Here is a 25,095-nt window from a genome sequence, read left to right as displayed (position 1 = left end):
ACGGAACTCCTATGCTTTCCATTCGTAATCTGCAAGCCGGCTACGGCAAAGTGCAGGTACTGCACGGCATCGATATCGATGTGCCGGGCGGCCAGGTCATCACGCTGATCGGCTCGAACGGGGCCGGCAAGACCACGACCATGCGCGCCGTGTCGGGCATGATCAAGCCGACCTCCGGTGAAATCACCCTCGGCGAGAAGCGTATCGACGGGCTCGATTCGCATCGCATCGCCAAGCTCGGCCTTGCGCACTCGCCGGAAGGCCGGCGCGTTTTCGCCACCATGTCGGTGACCGATAATCTGCGCCTCGGCGCGTTTCCGCGCTTGACCGGCAGCCGCCCGCGCGGCGACGTGGCGGCCGACCTCGACCGCGCGATGGATCTGTTCCCACGCCTGAAAGAACGCCGCAACCAGTTGGCCGGTACGCTTTCGGGCGGCGAGCAGCAGATGCTCGCCATGGCCCGCGCGGTGATGCTGCGCCCGGACATCGTGCTGCTCGATGAGCCGTCGATGGGCCTCGCGCCGATTCTGGTCGACGAAGTGTTCCGCATCATCGGCAACCTCAAGTCCGAGGGCGTGACGATGTTGCTCGTCGAACAGTTCGCGGCAGCGGCGCTGGCCGTCGCCGACTACGGCTACGTGCTGGAAAACGGCCGCATCTCGGTGCACGGCCCGGCAGAAAGTCTGCGCAACGACGACGCCGTGCGCGCGGCGTACCTCGGCGGCGGCCACTAAACGAAAAACGGGCGGCCTGTGAGGGCCGCCCGCTTGGTTTGCTGTTTCGGTGGTTTCTGCGTTGCTTCGTTGGCTTTTCAGTGGCCTGCTTCAGCGGTTCACGTCCACCACCACCCGGCCGTGAATTTCCCCCTTCACGATACGTTGCCCGATGCCGATGGCGTCGTGCAGGCTGACGTCGTGCGAAATGCCCCCGAGTTTTTGCGGTTCGAGATCGCGCGCCAGACGCTGCCAGGCTTGTTCGCGCAGTGCGTGCGGTGCCATCACGCTATCGATCCCGTGCAGCGTAATGCCGCGCAGGATGAACGGCGCCATGTTGGCCGGGAAGTCCATGCCTTGTGCGAGACCGCACGCCGTTGCCACGCCGTCATAGCGCAACTGGGCGCAGGCGTTCACGAGCGTGTGTGACCCCACCGAGTCGACCACGGCGGCCCAGCGCTCTTTCTGAAGCGGTTTGCCGGGGGCTGAAAGCAGATTGCGGTCGATGACTTCCGCGGCGCCGAGCGTCTTCAGATAGTCGGCCTCGTGAAGTTTGCCGGTCGAGGCGACCACGCGATACCCGAGCGAACTGAGTAGCGCGATGGCCACCGAGCCCACCCCGCCGGAGGCTCCCGTCACCAGCACATCCCCATGGCGTGGAGACACGCCGCTGCGCTCCAGCGCCATCACCGACAACATCGCCGTGTAGCCGGCGGTGCCGATCGCCATCGCATCGCGGGGTGTCAGGCGCCCGGGCAGGCGTACCAGCCAGTCGCCCTTGAGACGGGCCTTTTGCGCCAGACATCCCCAGTGCGTCTCGCCGACACCATAGCCATTGAGCACGAACCGATCGCCCTTGTGCCATGCCGGGTGCGACGATTCGAGCACCGTACCGGCGCCATCGATGCCTGCGACCATCGGCCAGTGGCGCACGACCGGTGCGCGGCCGGTGATCGCCAGACCGTCCTTGTAATTGATGGTGGAGTAATCGATGGCGACGAGCACGTCGCCATCGGCAGGGAGTGCATCGTCTTCCAGTGCGGTGACGGCGGCCTGTGTGGCACCGTCGGATTGCGTCAGCAAAATTGCGTTGAACATGCCGTGACGTCTCCGAAGCTAAGGGGGACTTGCCTGACTTGCGGGTGTCGGTTACTGCGTTCGACGTTTCATGACAGGCGGGCAGCGGCCGTGATCGCTTCGCGGGTTTCTCGCGTGAGTACGCCGATCAATTCTGCTGCGGGCAACACCCGGGCGAGCGGCGCCGCTTGTCCGGCCCATTGTGCCGCATAGCCGCTGTCCTTATGCGCCTTTGCAGCGGCATTGAGCGACTTGCCGGCATCGTACGTAATCGGATAGTCGGGAATCGCCGGGCGTCCGGCAACGTGTTCGAGTTCCCAGAAACGATTCGCGAACCCGCGTGCCGGGCGGCCCGAGATGGCGCGGATCAGCGCGGTGCGGGGCGGTTCACTACGCGTGAGCGCTTCGCGATAGGCGGCATCCGCGCTGGACTCCGGGCAAAGCAAGAACGCCGTGCCCAATTGCGCGGCCTGTGCGCCGAGTGCGAGCACGGCGGCAATGCCTGCGCCGTCCATGATGCCGCCCGTCGCGATCACCGGCAGCGACGTCAGCGAGACGAGCCGCCGCACCAGTGCGAACGTGCCCAGCTGTTCGTCTTGCGTGCGCTGACGGTCGCCTTCGTCGTTGAAGCGTCCGCGATGCCCGCCCGCTTCCCAGCCTTGCGCGACGATGGCATCGATGCCGGCCGCTTCGATGGCGGCGGCTTCCTCTTCGTTCGTGGCGCTCGCGAACAGCACGATGCCCGCCGCTTGCAGTGCATCGATCCAGTCTTGCGGGGGCAAGCCGAAGTGGAAGCTGATGACGGCGGGGCGTTCTTCGAGAAACATCTCGTACATCGCCACGTCTTCCACGAAGCTCAGGTAGATTTCGCGCAGCGACGCGGGCGGCTTCGCGTCGAATCGTGCGAACTCCGGCGCCAGATAGTCGAGCCATGCGGCTTCGCGCGCGGCGTCGGCCTTGGCCGGCACGTGCGTGAAGACATTGACGTTGAAGGGGCGGTCGGTCAGTGCGCGTGTCTGCCGGATGACGTCGCGTGCCGCCGTGGCGTCAATATTACCGACGGCCAGAGAGCCAAGGCCACCGGCGTTGGAGACGGCAGCAGCCAGTGCCGGTGTGGAAGCGACGGCCATCGGCGCCTGAATGATCGGTGTCGTCAGGCCAAGGCGCTCAGTGAGGCGAAGTGTTGTTGTCATGCGTGACTCCGCGCTCAAAGGGATTCGGCAAGTTCGCGCAGGGCGTCGAACGTCTCATGCAGCTCGGCGCGCAACACGCCCACGAGTTCTGCTGCGGGCATCGCCCGGGCCAACGGGGCGGCCTGACCGGCCCACTGGGCGGCGTAATCGCTGTTGCCCTTGGCTTTCGCGGCGGCATTGAGCGCCTTGCCCGCGTCGTACGTCACCGGATAGGCGGGGAGCAGCGGCCGCTCGGCCGCTTCTTCAAGTTCATGCAGGCGGTTGGCGAAACCCCGCGCCGGGCGGCCGGAGATTGCGCGAATCATCGCAGTGCGCGGCGGATGACCACTCGTCAATCGTTCGCGATACGCGGCATCGGCGGCTGATTCCGGGCACCCCACGAAAGCCGTGCCGAGTTGCGCCGCCTGTGCACCGAGCGCCAGAACGGCTGCGATACCCGCGCCGTCCATGATGCCGCCGGCCGCAATCACCGGTAGCGACGTATGCGTTACGAGCAGACGCACCAGCGCCAGCGTGCCCAGCTGTTCGTCATCCGTTGTCACGCGGTCGCCAAGATCCTCGAAGCGTCCACGATGGCCACCGGCTTCATAACCTTGCGCGACGACCGCGTCGATACCGGCGGCTTCAACCGCGCGCGCTTCGGCCAGATTCGTCGCCGTGGCGAACAACGTGATGCCTGCGGCATGCAGCGCATCGATCTTGGCTTGCGAGGGCAGGCCGAAGTGGAAGCTGACGACAGCCGGTCGCTCTTCGAGCAGCATTTCGAACATGGCATCGTCGGCGACAAAGCTCATATAGATCTCGCTGAGCGTGGCGGGCGGTGTGGCGTCGAAGCGGGCGAACTCGGGGGCGAGATAGGCCAGCCACGCTGCGTCGCGCGACGTGTCGAGCTTGGCGGGAGCGTGACAGAAGAGATTGACGTTGAACGGCTTGCGCGTGAGGGCGCGCGTGTCGTGAATGGCTTTGCGGGCGGTATCGGCGTTCCCCGACGCTACGCCCAGCGAACCGAGTCCGCCAGCGTTCGAGACGGCAGCGGCCAGTGCGGGCGTGGAGGTGCCGGCCATGGGTGCCTGAATGATCGGGGTGAGCAAGCCGAGACGTTCGGTGAGCGGGTGAGAAGCGAGGGAGCTACGCATGGCGATCTGCACCTTTCAATGGTCGGTGGGGTCGTTGGGGGCGGCGGCCATGAGGCCACCGGGGTCGAGCCGACAAAGCAGGGAGTATGTCCACTATGGCATACGTCCATCGCGATAAAAGATACCACTGAAATACATCTTTGTGTCAGCCACCCGTCTGAAATAACGGGGTGGCGGGCCGCTGCGATTGGCGTCAGGCGTCGTGCGAATCGTCGGCGTTGTTATCTGCTGCATCGTCCGCCGTGTCGGGCGCTCCCATCAAGTCGGCAGCCCGTGAGCGTGCCATGTCGGCACGGCGGAAGTAGCCGACGACCGTCGCCACGCTGGTGTGTCCGGTCATCGCCATGGTCTCGGCCAACGGCACTTGCTGGTGTGCCGCTTCGGTGACAAAGCCGGAGCGCAGCGAGTGCGCAGAGAAGTCCCCTTCAAGCCCTGCCAGTTGGCAGCGCTCGCGCACGATGTCACGCACGGCGGCTTCCGAAAGCGGTTCGCCGACGTGACCGCCCCGCCGCACTCGCCGAAATATCGCGCCCTCGGCAATACCGCTGGCCGCCAGCCAATCCGTCATCGCGGCGGCGGCGGCACCCGTCACGGGTTTGTCGTTCTCCGCGAGATCGGCGCCGTGCTGGTTGGTCTTCGACCACGCGAGTGTGAACACGTAGCTTTCCGGTCCGGTGCGTCGCAAGTTCTCGCAGCTCGCGCGCACGACTTCCGAGCGCCGGCGGCCGCCGCTGGCCCAAGCGAAGAGCAGCAATGCGCGATCGCGTTTGCCGCGCAGCGAATCGTCACACGTTGCCAGCAGGGCGCGCAGCGGCTCGCGCGTCAGGGCGTCTTTCTTTGCCGTGCGTACACCACGTTTGGCATAGGCGCGGCGCGTTTTGGCGAGCAGCTCACGTACCGCAGGGTCCGCGCAGGGGTTGGGCAATTCGCGCGAAGTGTGGAGCTTGGCGATGACGCTCACCCGATGCAGCAGCGTCGCCAATGCGGGCGGCCCGGGGCGTGCCTTGACACCTTCGGCGACGAGCGCGGCGTCCAGCGCGGCGGGCATCTCGGTCGTCAGCCCGTGTTTGCCTTGATGCATGGCGTGATCGACGACGAATTGCACGATGACGGCGGGTGATAACGGCAGCGACATCTCAAGCGATTGCGAGGCCATTTCCGCATTGCCAGCGGCCCCATAGCGCAGCCGATACCAACGCAACCAGTACCGCATGGCCGATTGATAGCTTTGGCGCGTATTCGGCGAATCGCCTTCGCGGACGAGGGCGCGGGCCGCATCGCGGGCATCGGCGTCGAGTTTGGCCGGATCGAGCGGCGCGGGCAGGCGAGAGGCTGCCGCCGTCACAGATGCGTCGCGGCGACTCGATTTCGTGGGTGGCGCACCGTCGGATGGGGTGTGAGAGGTAATTTTTCTACCTGACATATGATTTCATATGTAATATGTAGTAAATATAACGTATGTAAGAAATAACTAGCGATAATGTTCCCTTGTCGTGGGTTATTTGGCAATGGCGTTGATTTATCGCCCCAAACCAATGAAGGAGCTCCTTATGAATGCATCGAGACCGCAAGACGCCACCGTACCGGCTCCCGCGCCGCGCTCGGCCGGGCGAGGCATCTCGGAGCTCGACGTCTGGTCTGCCGCCGACACGTTGCTGATGGCAGGCCAGCGGCCCACCATCGAGCGCATTCGGCAGCAACTGGGGCGGGGCTCGCCGAATACGGTCAGTCCGTATCTCGACGCGTGGTTTGCCGGGCTCGGCGCGCGGTTGAAGGGGGCATCCGGCGGGGGTGGTATCGCCGGTTTGCCCGAGGGTGTGGCAATGCCGGAGACGGTGGCGCGCGCGGCCATGGATCTGTGGGCGTTGGCGCTGACGGAAGGGCGTGACGCGTTAGCGGAAGAGGCGGCATCGCGCCGCGCGGTGCTGGATGCTCGCGAGGCGGCGCTTGCCGCCGACCGGGAAGCGTTGGAGCAAGCGCGCGCCGTGCTGCATGAACGTGTCGCCTCTGCCGAGGTGGCAGCGGCGGATGCGCGGCAAGCGCGCGATGAAGCGCAGGCGCAGGCCCGCCGCGCCGAAGCATTGTTGATCGATGCGCAGGCTGACGCCGTCACGTCTCGTCAGGCGGTGGCGGACGCGCGCGTCGCGGCGCAGGCCACGCTTGATGCTCACGCCGAACAACGTGCGGAATGGGATGTCGAGCGCCAGCGCCTCAACGAGCGGGCCGAAGCTAACGAGCGTCGCCTGCTGCTGGAGCTGGACACCGCGCGCGAGTCGATCAAGGCGCTCCAGCAAGAGCGCAAGCAGCATCAGCGGCAGTTGCAGGACACCGAGACCGAACTTGCGACGCTCACCGAAGCGCAACACGAGCTGCGTTCGTCCAAGGCGGTGCAGGATTCGTTGATTGCCCGGTTACGCGAGCAGGTCAGTGCGCAAGAATCGCTGGTCGCGATGTATCAGACCACGTTGGCCGCTGTGCCGGCGACGAGCACAGGCCTATCGTCTGCGGGGGCGTCCGTCGCGAGGAAACGACGTGCGAGTCATGCGGCCGCACCTGCCGCGTCAGTGCTTCGACGTGGGCGCAGGGCGGCATAGCCATTGGTCTTGCAGAGCAAAGGGGAAGTGCGCGGCGGGCGCATCACGTCCATCGCGCCGCGCCGCATAGAGCTCACTTCACCAGCGCCACCGTCGGCAACGGTGCGTCCCATCCGCCGCCTAACGCCCGGAAGGTCGCCACGGCTGCGCGCGCATTGTCCGCTTGCACGCGGGCGTCGGCATCGCGCACCGTCAGCAGTTGGCGGTCGGCGTCCAGCACCTCATAAAGACTCACTGTGCCGCCGGTATAGGCATCCTGAGCACTGTCGCGTGCCCGCGTCTGTGCCTCGACGGCACTCGCCAGATCCCTGCGTTGCTGCTCCAGCTCGACTAGCGTGACCACGGCGTTTTCCACATCTTCCGTGGCGTGCAACATCGACAACCGATATTGCGCGAGCGCCTGCGCGTTCGCCCCACGCGCCTGCGCCACCTCGGCGTCGATCCGGCCGAAGTCGAACAATCGCCAGCGCAGTCCAAGCGCGGCTAACGGCTGGAACGTCGCCACGCTGGGGACGCGTCCCCCAGCGAGCGTATCGAACCCGAGCACGCCAGACAGCGAGAGCTTCGGGTAGTACTCGGCGAGCGACGCGCCGATGCGCTCATTCGACGCGGCCAGTTGGCGCTCCGCCGCGATGACGTCGGGGCGGCGGCGCAGCAAGTCGGCTGGCGCACTCGCATCGCCAATCGCCGGAATGGCAAGCGGTCGGGCATGCAGATCGTCGTCCTGTGTGGCGGCGCTCATCCGTCGCGCGTACGTACCGGGCGCGGCCCCCATCAAGACATCCAGCCGGTTGAGTTGCGTCTCGCGCTCGATGCGCAGCGGCGGCAACGTCGTGCGTGCCTGCGCCAGCAAGGCCTCCGACTGCGCCATCTCACGCGCGGTGGCCAACCCGTCTTTCAGGCGCAAGCGCACGATCTCCACTAGCCGGGCATCCGTCTCGATCTGGTCTTGTGCGATGGCCAGACGCCGCTGTGCGGCACGCACGCGAAAGTAGGCGTCGGCGGCTTCGGCAACGATGCTCACCCGCACGCCGTCACGCTGGGCTTCTGCCGCCTGCGCCAGCGCCCCCGCCGCTTGCGCCGAGCGTTGCAGGCCGCCAAACAGGTCCACCTCCCAACTCGCACCCACGCCAATGTCGTAGATCGTCATGTTCCGGTTGTAGCCCGGAATCGTGCGCGCCACGGTGCCGAGCGGCCCGTCGAGCGACTGATGCTCGCGCGTCACGCTGCCGTCTAGCGAGAGTGACGGCAGTTGCTGCGCACCGGCTTGCCGTGCTTGGGCGCGGGCCTGTTCGACACGCGCCATCGCTGCCTGCAAGTCGAGATTCTGCGCCAGCGCCTGCTGCACGATGCCGGTCAGCACCGGGTCGTGAAAGCCCACCCACCACTCGTCGAGTGCCGGCGCAACCGTGGCCCCGGCGGTGCCGTCCGCTGACTTCCGATCGGCGTCGCGTTGGGTCAGCAGGGCGCTGCTGGCGAAATGCGCGGGCAGATCCGCTGCGGGACGAACGTAATCGGGACCGACGGCGCAGCCTGCCAGCGCGCTCACGGATATCGCCAGCAATGCCGTTCGGAAATTCAACAAAGTCGGCAATGTCGGCCGGGGCGGCCGGATCGGGAGGGGCATTTTCGAGAGCGTCGGCGAGAAGGTGTTCATGGCGGCGAGGGATTGGGTGCGTTGAATTACGAGTTACTTGCAAGATGATAGTTGCAACTCTATACTAACTTTCATTGTGAAAGCAACCCCTCGTTGCCGATGTCGCTTTGACATCTCTCACGCCTCCAAGACCGCTTACGCCACTTGAATGAAGAAGGATTGACCTCCATGACTTCCCCGAGCACAACCGCCCCGCAAGCCACACCGGCCAATCAGCAACCTTCGGTATCTCCGTCCAGCGGCGCGCGGCGCCGCTTCGCGCTGCGAGGCGCGGTGGCCGTGGCGGCCATTGCCGCACTGGGCTATGGGGTGCATTGGTGGACGACGGCGCGGTTCTTCGAGTCGACTGACGACGCTTACGTCGGCGGCGACGTCACCGTGCTCGGCCCGAAAGTCCCGGGTTACATCGCGCAGGTGCTGGTGACGGACAACCAGCCCGTGCATGCGGGCGATGTGCTGGTGCGACTCGATGACCGCGATTACCGCGCCGCGCTCGCGAAGGCGGAAGGTGCCGTGGCGGCCCAGCAGGCGTTGCTCGCCAACCTCGATGCCACCGCGCGACTGCAAACCGCCGTGATCGCGCAGGCACGCGCCAGCGTGGTCGCGGTGGCGGCCGATGCGCGCCGCGCCCATGACGATCAGGTGCGCTATCAGGACCTCGTGGCCAAGGCGGCCGTCTCGGTGCAAAGCGCACAGAAGGCGGACGCCGATTACAAGCAACTCGCCGCCAACCGTGACCGCGCCGAGGCGGGGGCGGTCGCCGCAGAGCGCCAGATCGACGTGATCGCGACCCAGAAGCAACAGGCGCAAGCGGCTTTGGCGCAGGCCGTGGCCGAGCGTGACATTGCGAAACTCAATCTGGAAGACACCGTCGTGCGGGCGCCGGTCGACGGCACGGTCGGCAATCGGCGGGCACGGCCGGGTGCCTACGCATCGACGGGCACGCAACTGCTCGCGATCGTGCCGGCCCACGGACTTTGGGTCGACGCCAACTTCAAGGAGGGGCAACTGGCGCGCTTGCGGCCGGGCATGCCCGTGAAGATTGAAGCCGACGTGCTGCCGGGGCGAGTGTTCCACGGTCATGTGGCGAGTCTGGCACCCGCGACGGGGGCGCAGTTCAGCGTGTTGCCACCCGAAAATGCGACGGGCAACTTCACGAAGATCGTGCAGCGTGTGCCGGTTCGCGTGCTGCTCGATGAGGCTGACGGCCGTCTGGGCACGTTACGCCCGGGGCTGTCCGTGACGGCGGAAGTCGATGCCCGTGCGGGTGACGATGCTGTCGCCGCGCCGGGTGCTGCCAAGGTGGCGGCACGATGAGCGCCGCGCATACCGGCGCGGCCTTACCGGCCGGGCTGCCGCAGCCGACGCCACCGGGGGATGGTAGTGCCGGCGACTCCCCAAGGCCCGGACAGCCCGCGAACGACTCCCGGCCCATGCCGCTTGTCGTCGCTGGCAGCACGCCACCGGGCACAGGCGGAGGATTTTCCGTCGAATCGATGTCGACGCAGGCCAAGGTCATCGCCTTCATGACGATGGTCGTGGGCATGTTCATCGCGCTGCTCGATATCCAGATCGTCTCGGCGTCGCTCAAGGACATCGGTGGCGGCTTGTCGGCAGGGGCCGATGAAACCGCGTGGGTGCAAACCAGCTACCTGATCGCGGAAATCATCGTGATTCCGCTCTCGGGCTGGCTGTCGCGCGTGATGTCGACGCGGTGGATCTTTGCCGCCTCGGCGGCCGGTTTTACCATTGCCAGCCTGCTTTGCGGTGCCGCGTGGAATATCCAGAGCATGATCGCGTTCCGTGCGCTGCAAGGGTTTCTCGGCGGTTCGATGATTCCGCTGGTGTTCACCACGGCGTTTGCGTTCTTCAGCGGCCCGCAGCGCGTGCTGGCGGCGGCCGTGGTCGGCGGGTTGTCGTCACTGGCGCCGACCCTCGGGCCGACCATCGGCGGCTGGATTACTGATAACTACTCGTGGCACTGGCTGTTCTTCGTCAATCTGGTGCCGGGCATTTTCGTGACGATTACCGTGCCGCTGCTAGTGCGTATCGACCGTCCTAACTGGTCGCTGCTGCGAGGCGCCGATTATCTCGGCATGGTCCTGATGGCGGTGTTCCTCGGCTGTCTTGAGTACACGCTGGAAGAAGGGCCGCGTTGGGACTGGTTTGGCGACGCGACCATTCGTACAACGGCGTGGCTGGCAGGGCTGTGCGGGGTAGCGTTCCTCTGGAGAAGTCTCACGTACGCGCAACCACTGGTGGATTTGCGGGCGCTGAAGGAGCGCAACTTCGCACTCGGCTGCTTCTTCTCGTTTGCAACCGGCATCGGCATTTTCGCGACGATCTATCTGACGCCGGTGTTTCTTGGGCGCGTGCGTGGGTTCTCGGCCTTCGAGATCGGCATGGCGGTGTTCTCCACCGGTGTCTTCCAACTGCTGTCGATTCCGCTGTACGCGATGCTCGCCAACCGGGTGGATCTGCGCATTCTGATGATGGGCGGGATTGGGGCGTTCGCGTTGTCGATGTGGCAGTTCGCGCCGATCACGCATGACTGGGGCGCGGCACAACTGATGTTGCCGCAAGCATTGCGCGGGGCGGGGCAGCAGTTCGCCGTGGCGCCGATTGTCACGTTGACGTTGGGCAGCCTGCCGCCCGCGCGGCTGCGGCTCGCCTCGGGGCTGTTCAATCTGATGCGAAATCTCGGCGGCGCCATCGGCATTGCCGTGTGCACCACGGTGCTCAACGACCGCACGAACCTGCACTTCTTCCGGCTCGCCGAGCAACTGGGCGAGGGGAGTCCGGCGGTCGGTGCGTGGCTGGCAGGTGTGGGGTCGCGTATGAGTGCCTCCGGGCTCGACGCGATCGATGCGCAGACGGCGGCGCTTCGCCAACTCTGGCTGCTGACGTTACGAGAAGCACAAACGATCACGTTCGGCGATATCTACGGCGGCATGAGTCTGATGTTCTTCGCCGTGACGTTGATGGTGCCGCTGATGCGCAAGGTAGCGCCCCCGAAAGCGCCTAGCGCGGACGCGCATTGAGTGCGGTGCATTGGAATTCACTTTAAACAATTGACATCGCAAATGTTCGATAAGTGATTGATTTGTCGTTGACGGGAATCATCCGGCTGGCGTCGATTCTCGTCGCAGTGACATATGGAGACGCTGGCCGGCTTGCCCGCCGGCGTCGACGCGCTTATGCTCACTTGCATGGTAATAGGCAGCGTCGGCCCGTGTCAGTCATGGCCGGGCGCGCCCGATGTCAAGAACTCGCGAGGACCCCCTTATGCAACGAAAGACTTTCCGCGACATGCAATGTCCCATCGCCCGCAGCCTGGAGCGCGTCGGCGAATGGTGGAGCATTCTGATTCTGCGTGAGGCCGGTTACGGGACGACGCGCTTCGACGACTTCCAGCGCCGGCTCGATATCGCGCCGAATATGCTGACACGCCGACTTAATGCATTGGTTGAAGAAGGGCTGCTGGAGCGCCGTCAGTATTGCGATCGGCCGCCACGCTTCGAGTACGTGCTGACGGATGCGGGCCGTGATTTCCGCCCGGTCCTGTGGGCGTTGCTCGCGTGGGGGAATCGGCATTTCGCGCCAGAAGGCATCGCTGCGCAACTGATCGATCAGGAGACCGGCGAGGTGGTTGAGCCCGTGGTGGTCGATGCCAAGACTGGCGTGCGGCTGGATCCGAAGCGCCATATCCCGGCGGCCGGGCCGGTGGCGAATGAAGGGATGCGGGCACGGCTTGCGCGAGCGGCGGCATTCGCCACAGGCCAGCCGTTACCGGAAGTCGCGACGCGTGAAGCGGCCGACGAGGTGGATACCGCGTCGCAGTAATCTGCCGCTCGATCCGGCGTTCAGCCTGACGTTCAGGCCATTGCCGGGGCGCTGGGCGGTGAAGCGAGCAAGCGGGCGAACGCGTCACTGGTCAACGGTTTGCCCAGCAGGAAGCCCTGCATTTCATCGCAAGCCAGGGTTTTGAGCGCGGCACGCTGCGAGTCGGTCTCCACGCCTTCGGCCACCACATCCATGTCCAGCGAGTGGGCAAGCGCGATGATGGCCGACACGACGGCGCTGCCTTCGCGCCCGTGCGTATCCAGTCCATTGGTGAAGAAGCGATCCATCTTCAACTGCTTCACCCGGAAGCGTTGCAGATAGGCGAGGCTCGAATAGCCGGTGCCGAAGTCATCGATGGCGACTTCGAAGCCGCGATCCTGAAACGACCGGATCACGTCGATGGTGTGCTGCGCATCGAACATCGCCACCGTTTCGGTAATCTCGAACATCAGCCGGTCGCACTCGATGCCGGCACCTTCCACGATCGCCACAATATTCTCGACGAGCTGCGACTGCGCCAACTGGCGCGGCGACAGGTTGATGGCAACCTTCACGCGCGGCAGGCCGGCGGCGTCCCAGCCCCGAATGTGTTCGCAGGTCGCGCGCACCACCCAGTAACCGATCTGCACGATCTGCCCGGTACGCTCGGCCACCGGGATGAAATCCACCGGCTGCAATTCACCGAACTGCGGGTGTGTCAGGCGCAGCAGGGCTTCCGCGCCGGCCAGCGCTTCGGTGTCGCCGCGATACTTCGGCTGGAAGTGCAGCGAGAAATACTGTTCGCTTTCCGCGTCATGCAGCGCCTGCTGGATCTCCCACGTGCGCTGGGCCGCTGCGTTCATGCGCGGCTCGAAATAACGGAAGATGCCGCGCCCGGCGCGCTTGGCTTCATACATGGCCGTATCCGCATGCTTGAGCAGGACGTCGATGCTCTCGCCGTCGTCGGGATAGACCGCGACCCCGATACTCGGCATGACGTGCAGCGACTGGTTGCCCACGCGCAGTCCGTCGCGCATGTCGTCGAGCAGGCGCTGGGCCACACGACCGGCAACGTCCGAGGACGACAGCGAGCCCAACAGCACCACGAATTCGTCGCCGCCGAGCCGGGCCACCACGTCGTCGCCGTTCACGTTCTTGCGCAGGCGCTTGGCAAACGCGCGCAGCACGTCGTCGCCCACGTTATGGCCGAGTGAATCGTTGATGGTCTTGAAGCCGTCCAGATCCATGAACAACACGGCGAAGCGGCGTTGGTCGCGGCGCGAGTTGATCAGCATGCGCGCGGCCGCGTCGTGCAGCGCGCGGCGGTTGGGCAGGTCGGTCAGCGCGTCGTATGTCGCCATGCGGGCGATCTGTGTGTTCAGTTGCAGCACCGAATTGGCGAGGAAGCTGGTGCGTGCGTCAAGGCGGGAGACGAGCAGGGTGGTGGCCAGAATCAGGAACGTGAACAGGCTCACGGTGGTGACGAGCCACGGCGAACTGACCGACGAGGCCGCGCCGCACACTGCGCCCGGGGCGAAGTTGGCCGCGGCCATGCCGGTGTAATGCATGGCGGTGATGGCCAGCCCCATGACCACCGCTGCGCCGACGCGCTTGGCCATCACGTAGCGCAGGCTGCCGTCGCGCAGCGTCTGAGCGATCCACAGGGCGGCCGTCGCGGCGGCAATGGCGATGAGGATCGAGGCGCAGAAGAGCACTGGATCGTAGTCGATGCCCGGCTCCATGCGCATCGCGGCCATGCCGGCGTAGTGCATCGCGGCGATGCCGACACCGAGCGTGGTGCCCGCGCCGGCCAGCCGCCACGCAGTAAAGCGCTCGCTGGCAACCAGCCAGAGCGCGGCCCACGAGATGAGAATGGCGATGCCGAGCGATCCGGCCGTGATGAAGGGGTCGTACCCCAGCGGGATCGACGCGTGCGACGTCAGCGGCGACCACGAGGGCGACAGCGAGAGCGCCAGCATGCCGATGAAATGCATCGACCAGATGCCGATGCCCATGGCGGTCGCACCGACGGCCAGCCACGCGTGGCGCATGCCACGGTGGGTCAGGAGATAGATGCGCCCCGAGAGATCGAGCGCTGTGAACGACGCCAGTACGGCAACCGCGAGCGATAACGCAACGAGCCAACCACTGTACGAACTCGACATAAGAAAACCGACCGAAAAGTCCCGCTTATCTGGTTATCGGCAACGTTGACCGATAGTTGAGGGTCGCGCGTCAGAAATTTTCTGACACGGCACCTACCGTCCGTGCCAGGTCGACGGGCGCCAAGGGATCGGCCGAAGCGCGGCGACCTGCGCCGATCTCGACAGTACCCATGCCATAGTGAATAATCCGTTCATACCCGCTCCCGCCCGTGGTTTTCGGGGGAGACAGCCGCCGTGACCGCAATCGGATTCATGCGCGGTCCTGGATGTGCCGGGCTGCAAAACCGGGGGCAGAATTCGACAGCCCTCGATTTTGCCTGATTTCCGCGGGATTTCCTCGCACTGCATTCAATCTTGATGGCCAACTTGCCCGCCGGAGCCGTGATATGCGCATTCGCATGGGGCTGTTGCAAGTGCTGTGGGTGTGTGGAATAGCGGTCGCGACGGCAATGCCGGTGGCCGCAGCAGGGCCGGAGGCAGGTGCCTCGAACGGTGCGGCCAGCCAGACGGGCGCGACGCCGGTCGACGCGTCACGGGCCACGGATGCGCAAGGCGATGTGGCGCCAAGTCCGGACACGTCGGCGGTCGCCACGCCGGACGGGGTGGCGCTGCGCTTCATGGACCGGCCCATCGTGACCTTCCATGGCACGGTGGCGGGGGCGACGCCTGCCGTGCGGGCTGCCCGCGCACAAGCCGTGCTGGAAAGCCTGCCGCCCGGCGCGTTCGATGCCCCGGTCGACCTGTTGCGCGGCTCGCTCAGCGGCGTGTCGGGCATCGCCTTCCGCTTGCAGGACCGCATTCTCTTTGCCCTCACGCCTGACGATCTCGCGCCGGGTGACGCCCGCTCGCTCGATGCGGCCGCCGCCGACGTGCGTGCCCGGCTGCAAGTGGCCTTTGCGGCGCGCCGTGAGCAACTCCATTGGCCGACCATTCTGCGCGGCGTGGCGCTCAGCGCGCTGGCGACCGGGGTGCTGGCCCTGCTGGTGCTGGGCGTCGGCCGCATGCGTGCCCGGCTTGAGAAGAAGTTGCAGGAGACGCTCGAGAAGCGCGTCTTGCAGCGCACCGCCCGCACCTTCGACTGGACCGGCTCTGCCGTGCATCTGGTGCATCAGATCGTGCAGATCGGCGCCGTGTGTCTGGCGCTCGCCTTTGCCTATCTCTATCTGATCTTCGTCCTGCTGCAATTTCCGGCCAGTCAGCCGCTGGCCGGCCGGCTGTCCGACTTCCTGTGGTCGCTCGTCGACCGTTTCGGGCTGGGCGTGGCCAGCGCGATCCCGGGCGTTATGACCGTGATCGTGATCTTCCTGCTCACGCGGGCCCTGCAAAGCCTGATCAACAATATCTTCGACGCCGTGCAGACCGGCCGCCTGGCCATTCCCGGCATGCATCCGGAGACGGCCGGAGCGACCCGGCGCGTGGTCTCGGTCGGGGTGTGGGTGCTGGCGATCACGTTTGCCTATCCGTACATGCCGGGCGCGCAGAGCGATGTGTTCAAAGGGCTGTCGGTGTTGCTGGGCCTGATGGTCACGATCGGATCGAGCGGCATCGTCAACCAGTTGATGAGCGGGATGGTGGTGATTTACAGCCGGGCGCTCAAGAAGGGCGATCTCGTGTCGATCGGCGACGCCACCGGTGTCGTGCTGGGCGTGGATGCGCTGTCCGTGAAGATTCTCAATCAGGCGCGCGAAGAGCTGACCATTCCCAACGCGGTGGTGGTCGCGTCCACCGTGCGCAACTATTCCGCACAAGGGCCCCAGCAGGGCGTGGCCATCAGCACCACGCTCACCATCGGCTATGACGCGCCGTGGCGGCAAGTTCACGCGATGTTGCTTGAGGCCGCCCGCGAGACGCCGCAAGTGGCCGCGCATCCCGAGCCGTACGTGTTGCAGCGCGCGCTCTCCGACTTCTACGCCGAGTACGAGGTCTTTGCGACGCTGCGTGACCCGTCGACACGTTTCGCGGCCGTTTCTGCGTTGCACGAGAACATTCAGGACGTATTCAACCGCTACGGCGTGCAAATCATGTCGCCGCACTTCGAAGAGCAGCCCGAGTCGCCGCTCGTCATTCGTCCGGAACATTGGCATCCCGCCCCCGCGCCAGCCCCTAGCGCCGCATCGGCGCGCGCGGCACCGCCGGCACCACAAGAACAAGGAGAAGCTCATGGCCGCTAAATCCAGACCCTCGTCTGCCTCATCGTCGTCGGCAGCCCGCCGGGCGCCTTCTGCCAGCACTAGCGCCCCTGCGGCCTCGGCGGCCGAGACGGCATCGACCGCGCCCGTGGCACCTGCGGCACCGGTGATTCCGTTCGAGACCCGGGTTGCCGCTGGCCGCAAGCTGCGCGACAAGACGCCGCGCAGCAGCCAGTCGCATCTCGGCAATACCGACCGCGATGTCGTCGAGTTGCTTCGCATCAGCAGTGAAGGGCGCGTGGCCTCGCTGGTGCCGTTGCGCTATGGCCGCATGCTCGCGTCGCCGTTTGCGTTCTACCGTGGCAGCGCCATCGTGCAGGCGCACGATCTCGCTGGCACCCCGAACTCGGGGCTCACGATGCAGATCTGCGGCGACTGCCATCTGGCCAACTTCGGCGGGTTTGCCACACCGGAGCGCGCGTTGATCTTCGACCTGAACGATTTCGACGAAACGGCGCCGGGCCCGTGGGAGTGGGATATCAAGCGACTCGTGGTCAGTCTGGTGCTGGCCGCCCGGCAATTCGGGTTTGGGGACACGCTGGGTGTCGAGATGGTGCGCACCGCCGTCGATAGCTATGCCCGTCGTCTGGACGAATATGCGCGGATGTCGACCATTGCGCTCTGGCACGAGCAGATCACGTTCGAGCGCATGTTGAATCTGGCCGAGACCGACCGGGTGAGGGAGGGCGTCAAACGGGGCATCGCCCGTGCGACCGGACGTACCCACGAAAATGTACTGCCCAAGTTCGCCCAGCAGGTCGGCGACCACTGGCAGATTCGCGACACACCGCCGACGGTCTTCCACGTGCATGGCGCGACCACGTTGTTCGGTCCGGAAGACGACTGGCTCGGCACGGGCGACTGGCGTACCCTGTTCGACCCTGTTTATAAGAGTTACGTGAGTTCGCTGCCGCCCGATCGCGCGCGCATGCTCGCCAACTACACGCAGCAGGATCTGGCGTTCAAGGTGGTGGGCGTGGGCAGTGTCGGCACACGCTGTCTGGTGCTGCTGATGATGGACGCGCACGAGCAGCCGCTGTTCCTCCAGTTCAAGGAAGCGTCGAAGTCGGTGGTGTCACGGTTCTTCAAGAACGTGACGCCCAAGCACGACGGCCGCCGTGTGGTCGAGGGACAACGCCTGATGCAGGCGGCCTCGGACGCGTTTCTCGGCTGGGGCAGCGGGCCGTTCGGGCGGTGCATCTACGGGCGGCAGTTGCGCGATATGAAGATTTCCGCGCAGTTCGAACTATTCCGTGCCGAAGGTTTCCGTGAATACGCGGGCCTGTGCGGCTGGGTGCTCGCCCGTGCGCATGCGAAGGCTGGCGGTTGTGCGGCAGAGCAACTGGGTTACGTGGGCAAGGGCATTCGCCTTGGCGAGGCGCTGATCCATTACGCCACCGACTATGCCGATCAGGTCGAGCGCGACTACGAAGTGTTCCGCAAGGCTTGCCGCGACGGGCGGCTCGAAGCACGAACCGACGCCGATATGGCTGCCGATTTTGCCGCTTGAGGATGCTGTTTGAGAATGCCGATGCAACGTTTATGGGCACGCACCGTGCTCGCGGTTCGCAAGTTGGCGCGATGGGTGTCGCGAACGCCGACGTTGATTGTCTGGAGCGGGGTCGCCATCTCGGTGCTGCTCACCGTGGTGGCGGCCGCCTTGCTTTACGAGGGGCGCCTGCTGGTGCTCGCCCGTGCGGCCGACAACCAGCGCAACATCGCGCTGGTGCTCGAGCGTGACCTTGAACTCAACTTCCAGCTTTATGAAGCCTCGCTCGACGCCGTCGTGCAGGTGTTGGCACGCCCCGATATCGACGCGCTGTCGCCTGCGTTGCGCCGGGAGCTGATCTTCGAGCGGGCGGGCGCCTCACAGCATATCGGTTCGCTGGTAGTACTCGACACCCACGGGGACGTGGTGATCGATGCCGCCAGTGAGGTGCCGCGCGCGACCAATCTCGGCGATCGCGATTACTTCACCGTGCATCGCGATTATCCCAATGCCGGTCTCTATGTCAGCGGCTTCATTCACTCGCGCTTGCGCAACAACGTACCGACGATGGTGCTGAGCCGCCGCATCTCCCGGCCGGATGGTTCGTTTGGCGGCATTGTGTCGCTCTCGGTCGACACCGAGTATTTCCGCCAGTTGTTCGAGCACATCGAAGTGGGGCGGCAGGGCGTGATTCTGTTGCTGGGCAAGGACGGTGCGATCTTGATGCGCAAGCCTTACGACCCGTCGGTCATCGGCAAGACCATGGCGCAGACCGGGCGCTATGAAGCGATGCCGCCGCCGGAGCATGACGAGCGAAAGATCTATCCGATCCGCTTCGAAGGGCGGCCGAGTCTGATGACGCAGCAGTTTCTGGACAACGCCCCGATCACCTTGATCGTGGTGACGTCGAGCGACGATGCACTGGCGCCGTGGCGCAAGCGTGTCTACGCGTTCGGGGGCCTGTTCGCCGTGCTGATTACGGGGTTCGTCGGCACGTCATTTCTGTTGGCCGCCCAGTTGCGGCGCCGCTTGCGGGCCGAGCGCGAGCTGCGGTTGCTGGCCCGTACCGACGGGCTGACCGGGCTTTCGAACCGCCGGTCGCTGGACAAGACACTCGCCAACGAGTGGCGGCGTATGCGGCGCATCGGGCGGCCAATGTCTGTGGCGTTTGTCGATATCGACTGGTTCAAGCGCTACAACGATACGCACGGGCACCAGGCTGGCGACGCGGCACTGGCAGCGGTGGCGGGGGCCATCGGGGCGGCGCTGCAACGGCCGTCGGACAGCGCGGGGCGATATGGCGGCGAGGAGTTCATTGCCGTCATGCCCGATACGGACGAAGCCGGTGCGCAGCGGGTGGCGGAGTCGATTCGTCTGCGGGTGGAGCAACTCAATCTCGAACATGCCGCCAGTGATCTTGGCCGTGTGAGTGTCAGCGTCGGTGTGGCCTCGCGCCGCCCGCGCGGACGCGAGATGGTCGACGGGTTGGTGAAGGCCGCCGACGACGCCCTCTATCGGGCCAAATCTACCGGCCGCAATCGCGTTACCGTCGCACCGGCCAACGAATAAGGCCTCACGAATAGGTCTCGCGCCGCCCCGTGTTTTGCCCGGTTTCGTAGGAATTCTCCGATGCCGGGCAGCGATCTCTCGATTTTCTTCAGAATTTTCTTCATCTCATGTCACTTTCAGTTGGTTTTTTAACTAACTGATTTTGCACATTTTTTTTATTTGTTTTCACTGCCTGCGCGCGCCGCAGCCATCCTTGCCAGCATTCGCCTACACGTCTTTCAGACTCCGCCGATTCGCCCGGCGAAACCGGCTATCTACAATCGGTTTCAACAAGTCCGGTGACAGACGCAACAGCAGACAGCGGTGAAAGCCAAGTCCAAAGCCGTCGCCGGGCAGCAGTTCAAGGAGTCATTCATCGTGGCGACGGAAAAGACAGCAGGCGACGCCGATCAGGCATCAGGGAGCCGGGGCAGCCGGGGCGGTAGCGATCCGCGCAAAGACGCGGACACCCAACCGCGAGCGGGTGTGCACAGCGTGCCGGGCGAGCCGCAAGAGACGGCTGGTCGCACGGTCCATGCCCGCTCGCGGGGCCCGTCGGCAGACGACACGGCGTTGCGTGATGCCGTTCGCCGGGCGCTGACCGAAGCGAGCGATCTCGACGTGACGAACGCCGATGTGACCGTGACCTCGGGGCTGGTGATCCTCACGGGCTATGTGCCCGAGCGCTGGATGCAGCACGTCGCGCAGACCGTCGTCGCGAAGGTGGCGGGCGTGACCGGTGTCGACAACCGGCTGCACGAGCGGCGCGGCAAGACGATGAGCCGTCCGGGCGAAAGTCAGGAAGGCCACAAGATTTGAGATCGATAGATCAACGAATTCCAGACGTAGCGCCGCGCTCAATGCACGCGGCGGTGCGTCAGGTCTGAAGCAGCACTTTAGCCGTACTTAAGCAGTAATGAAGCAACACTCAGGCATGTCCCCCGGGCGAGGGGAATCACAAGAGACTCTTTTGGGAGGTCAACAAATGAAACAAGCCAATCTGCTCAAGCTCATCATTGCGGGCGCACTTGCCACCACCGGTATCGCAGCACACGCGCTGGATCAAGGCGGGATCATCAAGATTGCCGACAATGCCGGCGCCAGCGGTGCCATGAGCGACACGGGCCGCAAGATCGATGACTCGGCACTGACCGCCAAGGTCAAGGCAGAGTTGCTCGCCAAGAAGGACGTGCCTTCGACGAAGGTGCATGTGACCACCCGTCACGGTGTGGTTCACCTCACGGGGTCGGTGCCGCAATCGGCCCAGAAGACGCTCGTCGTGGATACCGTCAAGGGTGTCGATGGCGTGGTGGACGTGAAGGACGACATCAAGGTGATGGCGCAGTAACCCGCCAATCGCTCCGCAGTAAATCCGTGACATCCGTGACAGAAGTTTCGCAACGCGGCCCGAGGGCCCGTTGCGAACCCACAGGAAGACAAGGAGATACATCATGACTATGCAAACCGGCCGGGGCCCTGCGCCCCAATCAGGCGCACGCATCGTAGGCTCGACGACCCAACTGCCCGATGGTCCGGGCCCGTCGGTGATGGCCGCCGACACGCTCGACGCGGAAGACGTCGTGAACCCCGCAGGCGATAGCCTCGGCAAGGTCAAGCACATCATGCTCGACGTGCAGCGCGGCACCGTGGCTTACGCCGTGTTGTCGTTCGGCGGGTTCCTCGGCATGGGCGACAAGCTGTTCGCCATTCCGTGGCATGCCCTGCAACTCGACGTGGAAAACAAGCGTTTCATCCTCAACGTCGATAAGGAAGTGCTCAAGAAGGCCCCCGGGTTCGACAAGGACCACTGGCCGACCATGGGCGATCTGCACTGGGCCGAACAGGTCCACACGTATTACACCGTCGACCCTTACTGGCATTGAGCCCGGAGGTCACTTGCTCATGCCGCGCACATCCACAACACGCCGGCTGACGCAGGCCCCCCGTCTGTATGCGCATTTGCCCGAGCCTTTTGATCCGGGCAAACCGCCCGGGACACCGCCGCCGCGATCGCCTCCGAACGAGGACGAGCCGACGCCGATGCCCCCGCCTGACCGACCGCTTGATCCGCCTGTGGAAGAGCCGCCGTTGCGGCCGCCCGGCAAATACGTCGCCAGCATCAGTGAAGGGGGCTTCGTCGACCAAAGCCAGACCGGCAAGGGAGAAAAGTCATGCTTGGCACTATCTTGTTGATTGTCTTGATTCTGATGTTGATCGGTGCGGTGCCGGCCTGGCCGCATAGCCGTGGATGGGGGTACTACCCGTCCGGCGGTATCGGTCTCATCGTTCTCATCGTGCTGATACTCGTCCTGATGGGACACATCTGACGGTCACTCCGTCTGATGGATCGTACGAACCCTGTCGCGTAAGCCTGCCAATGCATGGGCTCGCGTGATGGGGCGAGTACTGATCGCGTTGATGATCGCGTGGAGATTGTGAACAAGGAGCGCTTGTCATGCCGTATCGCCAGACCCACGAGCTGCCGGCCAGCGTCAAGGACCATCTGCCGGCACATGCGCAGGAGATTTACCTCAAGGCGTTTAATTCCGCTTGGGACGAATACCGTGAACCCGCCGAGCGCCGAGGCCACGAGTCGCGCGAAGAAACCGCGCACAAGGTGGCCTGGTCGGCGGTGAAGAAGACCTACGAAAAGGATGAATCGTCCGGTCAGTGGCACGCGAAAAAGTCGCACCACTGATCGAATGCCGTCCCCCAATGCGATTGCTCCGGCCCCCGCAGCCGATGAGCAATCGCACCTTTCCGGCCCTGGAGGCCGGTCTTTTTTTGGGGCGCGAACGATGCCATGGCGTCATTTTTGCGTTGCAAGGCGAATCGGGGTGATATGTCAGTGGTTGCCCGGATTCATGAAGTTTCGGGGTTGCTGCATTGCAGCGCACGTCCGGCAAGATGATGCGGATTGCCGTAAAATCGCACCCTATGAGTTCCCCCCAAGTCCTTCCCGTCGATGCAGCCGAAGCGCTGCCCCCGTCGTCCATTCCCGTCTGGCTCTCGTTTGTCGCACTCGCGATGGGCGGGTTCGCGATCGGGACGGGCGAGTTTGTCATCATGGGCCTGCTGCCCGATGTCGCCCGTGGTCTGAACATCACGATTCCGCAAGCCGGTCATGCCATCAGCACCTATGCGCTGGGCGTGGTCATCGGCGCGCCGTTGCTTGCCGTGCTCGGCGTGCGTTTGCCCCGGCGCCTCTTCCTGATTGCACTGATGGCGATGTTTGCGATCGGCAATTTTGCCAGTGCGCTCGCCCCGGGCTATCTCTCGCTCATCGGTCTGCGCTTTCTGAGCGGTTTGCCGCACGGCACCTATTTCGGTGTGGCGGCGCTGGTCGGTGCATCGCTCGTGCCGCCGCACCGGCGGGTGCATGCCGTCGGTCAGGTCATGCTCGGCCTGACGCTGGCGACACTCTTCGGCGTGCCACTCGCCGCCGGGCTCGGCCAATGGCTGGGCTGGCGCGCGGCCTTCGTCCTCGTGGGTGCGATTGGTACGCTCACGGCCGTGCTGGTCTGGCGCTGGGTGCCGAATGTGCCGGCTCCGCACGGTGCGAGCCCGTTGCGTGAACTGGCGGCGCTGCGAAGCTCGCAGGTCTGGCTCACGCTGGGTATCGGGGCGATCGGCTTCGGTGGCATGTTTGCCGTGTTCAGCTACATCAAGCCGACACTCATGCAAGTGGCCGGTGTGCCCGAAGCGTGGGTGCCGTTCTATCTGGCGCTGTTCGGTGTCGGCATGGTTGGCGGCACCATCATCGGGCCGCGGCTCGTCGGTGCCACCTCGCTGATGCGTGCCATCGGCGGCACGTTGATCTGGTCGGCGCTGCTGCTTGGCGCGTTCACGTTTACCGCCGCCAGTCCGTGGCTTGCCGGTATCAATGTGCTCGCCATCGGCACCATCATCATCATCGGGCCGGCCTTGCAGATTCGACTGATGGATGTGGCCGGTGAAGCGCAGACACTGGCGGCGGCGCTCAATCACTCCGCCTTCAATATGGCCAACGCCGCCGGCGCATGGCTCGGCGGCGTGGCCATTACGGCCGGTTATGGCTGGACTTCCACCGGCTGGGTCGGTGCCTTGCTGTCTTGCGCGGGCATGCTGATGTTCTTCTGGGCGCGCCACGACGCTCGCCGGAAGGCCCGGTAACACAGCCCCTGCATCATGAACATCGCGACGAAAGCGAGCGGATAAGCCCACCAGATGCCGGTCAGCCCGGCCATCCGCTCGAAGATCAGGGCAGCCGGCACTTCGATGCCGAGCAGCCCGATCATCCCCAGCACCATCGGCACCCATACCTTGCCGCCAGCGCGCATGGCGCCCGTCATGACCGCTGTCAGGCCCATCACCGGCACGCTCCACGCCGTGACGTAAAGCAGGTGCGTCGCGAGCGCCAAGACTTCCGGGTCGGTCAGAAAGCCGCGCATGATCAGCGGCGCCGCCAGACAGACCAACGCCGTCAGCACCCCCGTCATTCCCAGATTGCACAGGAAACCCGTCCGCACGATCGCATCGATGCGATCGCTTCTGCCTGCGCCGATGGCATGCGCGCACAGGATCGAGGCGGTGATGCCGAACGTCATGATCGGCAGTTGCAGCCAGCTCATCACTTGCGTGACGGCACCATACGCGGCGGTAGCGTTCGCACCGTGGCGATTCACCATGCCGAGCAACGCCATTTCTGCGATGGCCATCGTCAGCATCTGCATCGCGGCAGGCACGCCGATGCGCAGGATGCCCCGGGCAAGATCAGGTCGAAATTGGACGTTGCGCCACAGACCGGCACCCGGTGCGAGGGCGTGCGCCTTGCGTCGCCAGTACATCGCCATCCAGAGCAGGGCGACGGAAAACGCGATCAGGGTCGACGCGGCGGCGCTCGCCACGCCCAGCTTCGGGAGCGGCCCCCATCCATCGATGAAGGCGGGCGTGAGGCACAGCGCGAGCACGGTCGCGATCAGCAACGTGAAGAGCGGCGACACCGCGTCGCCCGTGCCGCGGCTCATCGACGTCGTCAGCCAGAGCAAATACACGATGGGCATGCCGATGAGCATCCACCGCGCATAACGCGTAGCGTCGTCGATCACTTCCAGCGGAGTACCGAGGGCTCGCATGAGCGGCGTGGCAAGCCACCCGCCGAGCACGCTGGTGACGACGCCCGCGACGAGCATCATCAACAACGCCGTCGCCGCGATGTTTCTAACGCGGACCAAATCCCGTGCCCCCCATGCCTGTCCGATCATCACGGTGGCACCGGCCGACAGCCCAATGACGATGGCGAGCAGAAAGAAGAACACCGGGAAGAATGCGGATACGGCGGCAATCGCCTGCGTGCCGATCAGGTGGCCGAGATAGATGCCGTCGACGGTACCCGCGATGGATTGCAGCGCGTTGGTCAGCATCATCGGCACGGCGATCAGGAGCCACGTCCGCCAGAGCGGGCGCGGCGGTGCCGGTGAGGGGGGCGGTGGTGCTTTGATTTCGGTTGTCATGGTTTTCTCAAGGCAAGCTT

The 25,095-nt window shown here is 65.0% G+C and carries 21 protein-coding genes; 14 read left to right on the top strand and 7 right to left on the bottom strand.

Translation table 11 applies throughout. The features are described from left to right. Positions 1 to 11: 11 nt before the first annotated feature. Positions 12 to 734 carry an ABC transporter ATP-binding protein gene (locus CDV44_RS16555; RefSeq protein WP_087689008.1) on the top strand — a complete coding sequence of 241 codons (723 nt, stop codon included), beginning with the start codon at positions 12 to 14 and terminating at the stop codon, positions 732 to 734. 90 nt (positions 735 to 824) lie between these two features. Here CDV44_RS16555 and CDV44_RS16550 read toward each other — a convergent pair whose 3' ends face one another. The 4 genes from CDV44_RS16550 to CDV44_RS16535 form a co-directional block, all read right to left on the bottom strand. Then, positions 825 to 1,811 (bottom strand): MDR family oxidoreductase, encoded by a 987-nt coding sequence (locus CDV44_RS16550; protein ID WP_087689007.1) that lies wholly within the window; start codon positions 1,809 to 1,811, stop codon positions 825 to 827. A 68-nt stretch (positions 1,812 to 1,879) separates the two neighbouring features. Further along, the gene (locus CDV44_RS16545; protein ID WP_087689006.1) at positions 1,880 to 2,983 is read right to left on the bottom strand and encodes a nitronate monooxygenase family protein; all 1,104 of its coding nucleotides are present in this window, start codon (positions 2,981 to 2,983) and stop codon (positions 1,880 to 1,882) included. Between the two features lie 14 nt (positions 2,984 to 2,997). Beyond that, positions 2,998 to 4,119: a nitronate monooxygenase family protein gene (locus CDV44_RS16540; protein WP_087689005.1), complete on the bottom strand. Its 1,122-nt coding sequence runs from the start codon at positions 4,117 to 4,119 to the stop codon at positions 2,998 to 3,000. A gap of 193 nt (positions 4,120 to 4,312) precedes the next feature. After that, positions 4,313 to 5,464, bottom strand: coding sequence for a site-specific integrase (locus CDV44_RS16535; protein ID WP_249277591.1), 1,152 nt, complete (start codon positions 5,462 to 5,464; stop codon positions 4,313 to 4,315). Positions 5,465 to 5,669: 205 nt separating this feature from the next. On the opposite strand from CDV44_RS16535, the gene CDV44_RS16530 reads away from it, so the two are divergent. Then, positions 5,670 to 6,713, top strand: a complete 1,044-nt coding sequence (locus CDV44_RS16530; RefSeq protein ID WP_170936017.1) for a DNA-binding protein — start codon at positions 5,670 to 5,672, stop codon at positions 6,711 to 6,713. 73 nt (positions 6,714 to 6,786) lie between these two features. On the opposite strand, the gene CDV44_RS16525 is transcribed toward CDV44_RS16530, so the two are convergent. After that, positions 6,787 to 8,340 carry an efflux transporter outer membrane subunit gene (locus CDV44_RS16525; RefSeq protein WP_087689120.1) on the bottom strand — a complete coding sequence of 518 codons (1,554 nt, stop codon included), beginning with the start codon at positions 8,338 to 8,340 and terminating at the stop codon, positions 6,787 to 6,789. Positions 8,341 to 8,538: 198 nt separating this feature from the next. On the opposite strand from CDV44_RS16525, the gene CDV44_RS16520 reads away from it, so the two are divergent. The 3 genes from CDV44_RS16520 to CDV44_RS16510 all read left to right on the top strand — a co-directional run bounded on the left by CDV44_RS16520 (position 8,539) and on the right by CDV44_RS16510 (position 12,213). After that, positions 8,539 to 9,687 (top strand): HlyD family secretion protein, encoded by a 1,149-nt coding sequence (locus CDV44_RS16520; protein ID WP_087689002.1) that lies wholly within the window; start codon positions 8,539 to 8,541, stop codon positions 9,685 to 9,687. 179 nt (positions 9,688 to 9,866) lie between these two features. Beyond that, positions 9,867 to 11,411 carry a DHA2 family efflux MFS transporter permease subunit gene (locus CDV44_RS16515; RefSeq protein WP_249277600.1) on the top strand — a complete coding sequence of 515 codons (1,545 nt, stop codon included), beginning with the start codon at positions 9,867 to 9,869 and terminating at the stop codon, positions 11,409 to 11,411. A 244-nt stretch (positions 11,412 to 11,655) separates the two neighbouring features. Next, positions 11,656 to 12,213, top strand: a complete 558-nt coding sequence (locus tag CDV44_RS16510; RefSeq protein WP_087689000.1) for a helix-turn-helix domain-containing protein — start codon at positions 11,656 to 11,658, stop codon at positions 12,211 to 12,213. Positions 12,214 to 12,245: 32 nt separating this feature from the next. Here CDV44_RS16510 and CDV44_RS16505 read toward each other — a convergent pair whose 3' ends face one another. After that, entirely contained in the window at positions 12,246 to 14,357 is a 2,112-nt protein-coding gene (locus tag CDV44_RS16505; RefSeq protein WP_087688999.1) for a bifunctional diguanylate cyclase/phosphodiesterase, read from the bottom strand. 386 nt (positions 14,358 to 14,743) lie between these two features. Here CDV44_RS16505 and CDV44_RS16500 point away from each other — a divergent pair, with 386 nt between their 5' ends. From CDV44_RS16500 to CDV44_RS16460, 9 genes are all read left to right on the top strand, one after another. After that, entirely contained in the window at positions 14,744 to 16,528 is a 1,785-nt protein-coding gene (locus tag CDV44_RS16500) for a mechanosensitive ion channel family protein (protein WP_170936016.1), read from the top strand. Then, entirely contained in the window at positions 16,518 to 18,056 is a 1,539-nt protein-coding gene (locus tag CDV44_RS16495; RefSeq protein ID WP_087688997.1) for a DUF2252 domain-containing protein, read from the top strand. Before CDV44_RS16500 ends, CDV44_RS16495 begins: the two co-directional genes overlap by 11 nt. 21 nt (positions 18,057 to 18,077) lie before the next feature. Next, a complete protein-coding gene (locus CDV44_RS16490; RefSeq protein WP_170936015.1) occupies positions 18,078 to 19,604 on the top strand; it encodes a diguanylate cyclase in 1,527 nt (508 codons plus the stop codon). Between the two features lie 303 nt (positions 19,605 to 19,907). Next, positions 19,908 to 20,402, top strand: coding sequence for a BON domain-containing protein (locus CDV44_RS16485; protein WP_087688995.1), 495 nt, complete (start codon positions 19,908 to 19,910; stop codon positions 20,400 to 20,402). Between the two features lie 166 nt (positions 20,403 to 20,568). Continuing rightward, positions 20,569 to 20,931: a BON domain-containing protein gene (locus tag CDV44_RS16480; protein ID WP_087688994.1), complete on the top strand. Its 363-nt coding sequence runs from the start codon at positions 20,569 to 20,571 to the stop codon at positions 20,929 to 20,931. Positions 20,932 to 21,034: 103 nt separating this feature from the next. Continuing rightward, a complete protein-coding gene (locus tag CDV44_RS16475) occupies positions 21,035 to 21,466 on the top strand; it encodes a PRC-barrel domain-containing protein (RefSeq protein ID WP_087688993.1) in 432 nt (143 codons plus the stop codon). A 288-nt stretch (positions 21,467 to 21,754) separates the two neighbouring features. After that, entirely contained in the window at positions 21,755 to 21,910 is a 156-nt protein-coding gene (locus tag CDV44_RS16470; RefSeq protein ID WP_084656217.1) for a DUF3309 family protein, read from the top strand. 128 nt (positions 21,911 to 22,038) lie between these two features. Beyond that, complete coding sequence (locus tag CDV44_RS16465; protein WP_087688992.1) at positions 22,039 to 22,281, top strand: ChaB family protein; 243 nt, start codon at positions 22,039 to 22,041, stop codon at positions 22,279 to 22,281. A gap of 239 nt (positions 22,282 to 22,520) precedes the next feature. Then, positions 22,521 to 23,735 carry an MFS transporter gene (locus tag CDV44_RS16460; protein WP_058378838.1) on the top strand — a complete coding sequence of 405 codons (1,215 nt, stop codon included), beginning with the start codon at positions 22,521 to 22,523 and terminating at the stop codon, positions 23,733 to 23,735. Here CDV44_RS16460 and CDV44_RS16455 read toward each other — a convergent pair. Beyond that, positions 23,633 to 25,075, bottom strand: a complete 1,443-nt coding sequence (locus CDV44_RS16455) for an MATE family efflux transporter (protein ID WP_212677122.1) — start codon at positions 25,073 to 25,075, stop codon at positions 23,633 to 23,635. The two genes, CDV44_RS16460 and CDV44_RS16455, sit on opposite strands and share 103 nt — an antisense overlap. Between the last annotated feature and the right edge of the window lie 20 nt (positions 25,076 to 25,095).

The organism is Pandoraea sp. PE-S2R-1 (assembly GCF_002179865.1).
Lineage (GTDB): Bacteria > Pseudomonadota > Gammaproteobacteria > Burkholderiales > Burkholderiaceae > Pandoraea.
The sequence above is the reverse complement of the archived record's forward strand: the minus strand, read 5'-3'. Positions and strand labels throughout refer to the sequence as shown.

Bases quoted from the DNA above. Each gene is read 5' to 3' on its own strand.
- CDV44_RS16555 (WP_087689008.1), top strand. From the start codon at position 12: ATGCTTTCCATTCGTAATCTGCAAGCCGGCTACGGCAAAGTGCAGGTA.
- CDV44_RS16550 (WP_087689007.1), bottom strand. From the start codon at position 1,811: ATGTTCAACGCAATTTTGCTGACGCAATCCGACGGTGCCACACAGGCC.
- CDV44_RS16545 (WP_087689006.1), bottom strand. From the start codon at position 2,983: ATGACAACAACACTTCGCCTCACTGAGCGCCTTGGCCTGACGACACCG.
- CDV44_RS16540 (WP_087689005.1), bottom strand. From the start codon at position 4,119: ATGCGTAGCTCCCTCGCTTCTCACCCGCTCACCGAACGTCTCGGCTTG.
- CDV44_RS16530 (WP_170936017.1), top strand. From the start codon at position 5,670: ATGAATGCATCGAGACCGCAAGACGCCACCGTACCGGCTCCCGCGCCG.
- CDV44_RS16525 (WP_087689120.1), bottom strand. From the start codon at position 8,340: ATGCCCCTCCCGATCCGGCCGCCCCGGCCGACATTGCCGACTTTGTTG.
- CDV44_RS16520 (WP_087689002.1), top strand. From the start codon at position 8,539: ATGACTTCCCCGAGCACAACCGCCCCGCAAGCCACACCGGCCAATCAG.
- CDV44_RS16515 (WP_249277600.1), top strand. From the start codon at position 9,867: ATGTCGACGCAGGCCAAGGTCATCGCCTTCATGACGATGGTCGTGGGC.
- CDV44_RS16510 (WP_087689000.1), top strand. From the start codon at position 11,656: ATGCAACGAAAGACTTTCCGCGACATGCAATGTCCCATCGCCCGCAGC.
- CDV44_RS16505 (WP_087688999.1), bottom strand. From the start codon at position 14,357: ATGTCGAGTTCGTACAGTGGTTGGCTCGTTGCGTTATCGCTCGCGGTT.
- CDV44_RS16500 (WP_170936016.1), top strand. From the start codon at position 14,744: ATGCGCATTCGCATGGGGCTGTTGCAAGTGCTGTGGGTGTGTGGAATA.
- CDV44_RS16495 (WP_087688997.1), top strand. From the start codon at position 16,518: ATGGCCGCTAAATCCAGACCCTCGTCTGCCTCATCGTCGTCGGCAGCC.
- CDV44_RS16490 (WP_170936015.1), top strand. From the start codon at position 18,078: ATGCAACGTTTATGGGCACGCACCGTGCTCGCGGTTCGCAAGTTGGCG.
- CDV44_RS16480 (WP_087688994.1), top strand. From the start codon at position 20,569: ATGAAACAAGCCAATCTGCTCAAGCTCATCATTGCGGGCGCACTTGCC.
- CDV44_RS16475 (WP_087688993.1), top strand. From the start codon at position 21,035: ATGACTATGCAAACCGGCCGGGGCCCTGCGCCCCAATCAGGCGCACGC.
- CDV44_RS16470 (WP_084656217.1), top strand. From the start codon at position 21,755: ATGCTTGGCACTATCTTGTTGATTGTCTTGATTCTGATGTTGATCGGT.
- CDV44_RS16465 (WP_087688992.1), top strand. From the start codon at position 22,039: ATGCCGTATCGCCAGACCCACGAGCTGCCGGCCAGCGTCAAGGACCAT.
- CDV44_RS16460 (WP_058378838.1), top strand. From the start codon at position 22,521: ATGAGTTCCCCCCAAGTCCTTCCCGTCGATGCAGCCGAAGCGCTGCCC.
- CDV44_RS16455 (WP_212677122.1), bottom strand. From the start codon at position 25,075: ATGACAACCGAAATCAAAGCACCACCGCCCCCCTCACCGGCACCGCCG.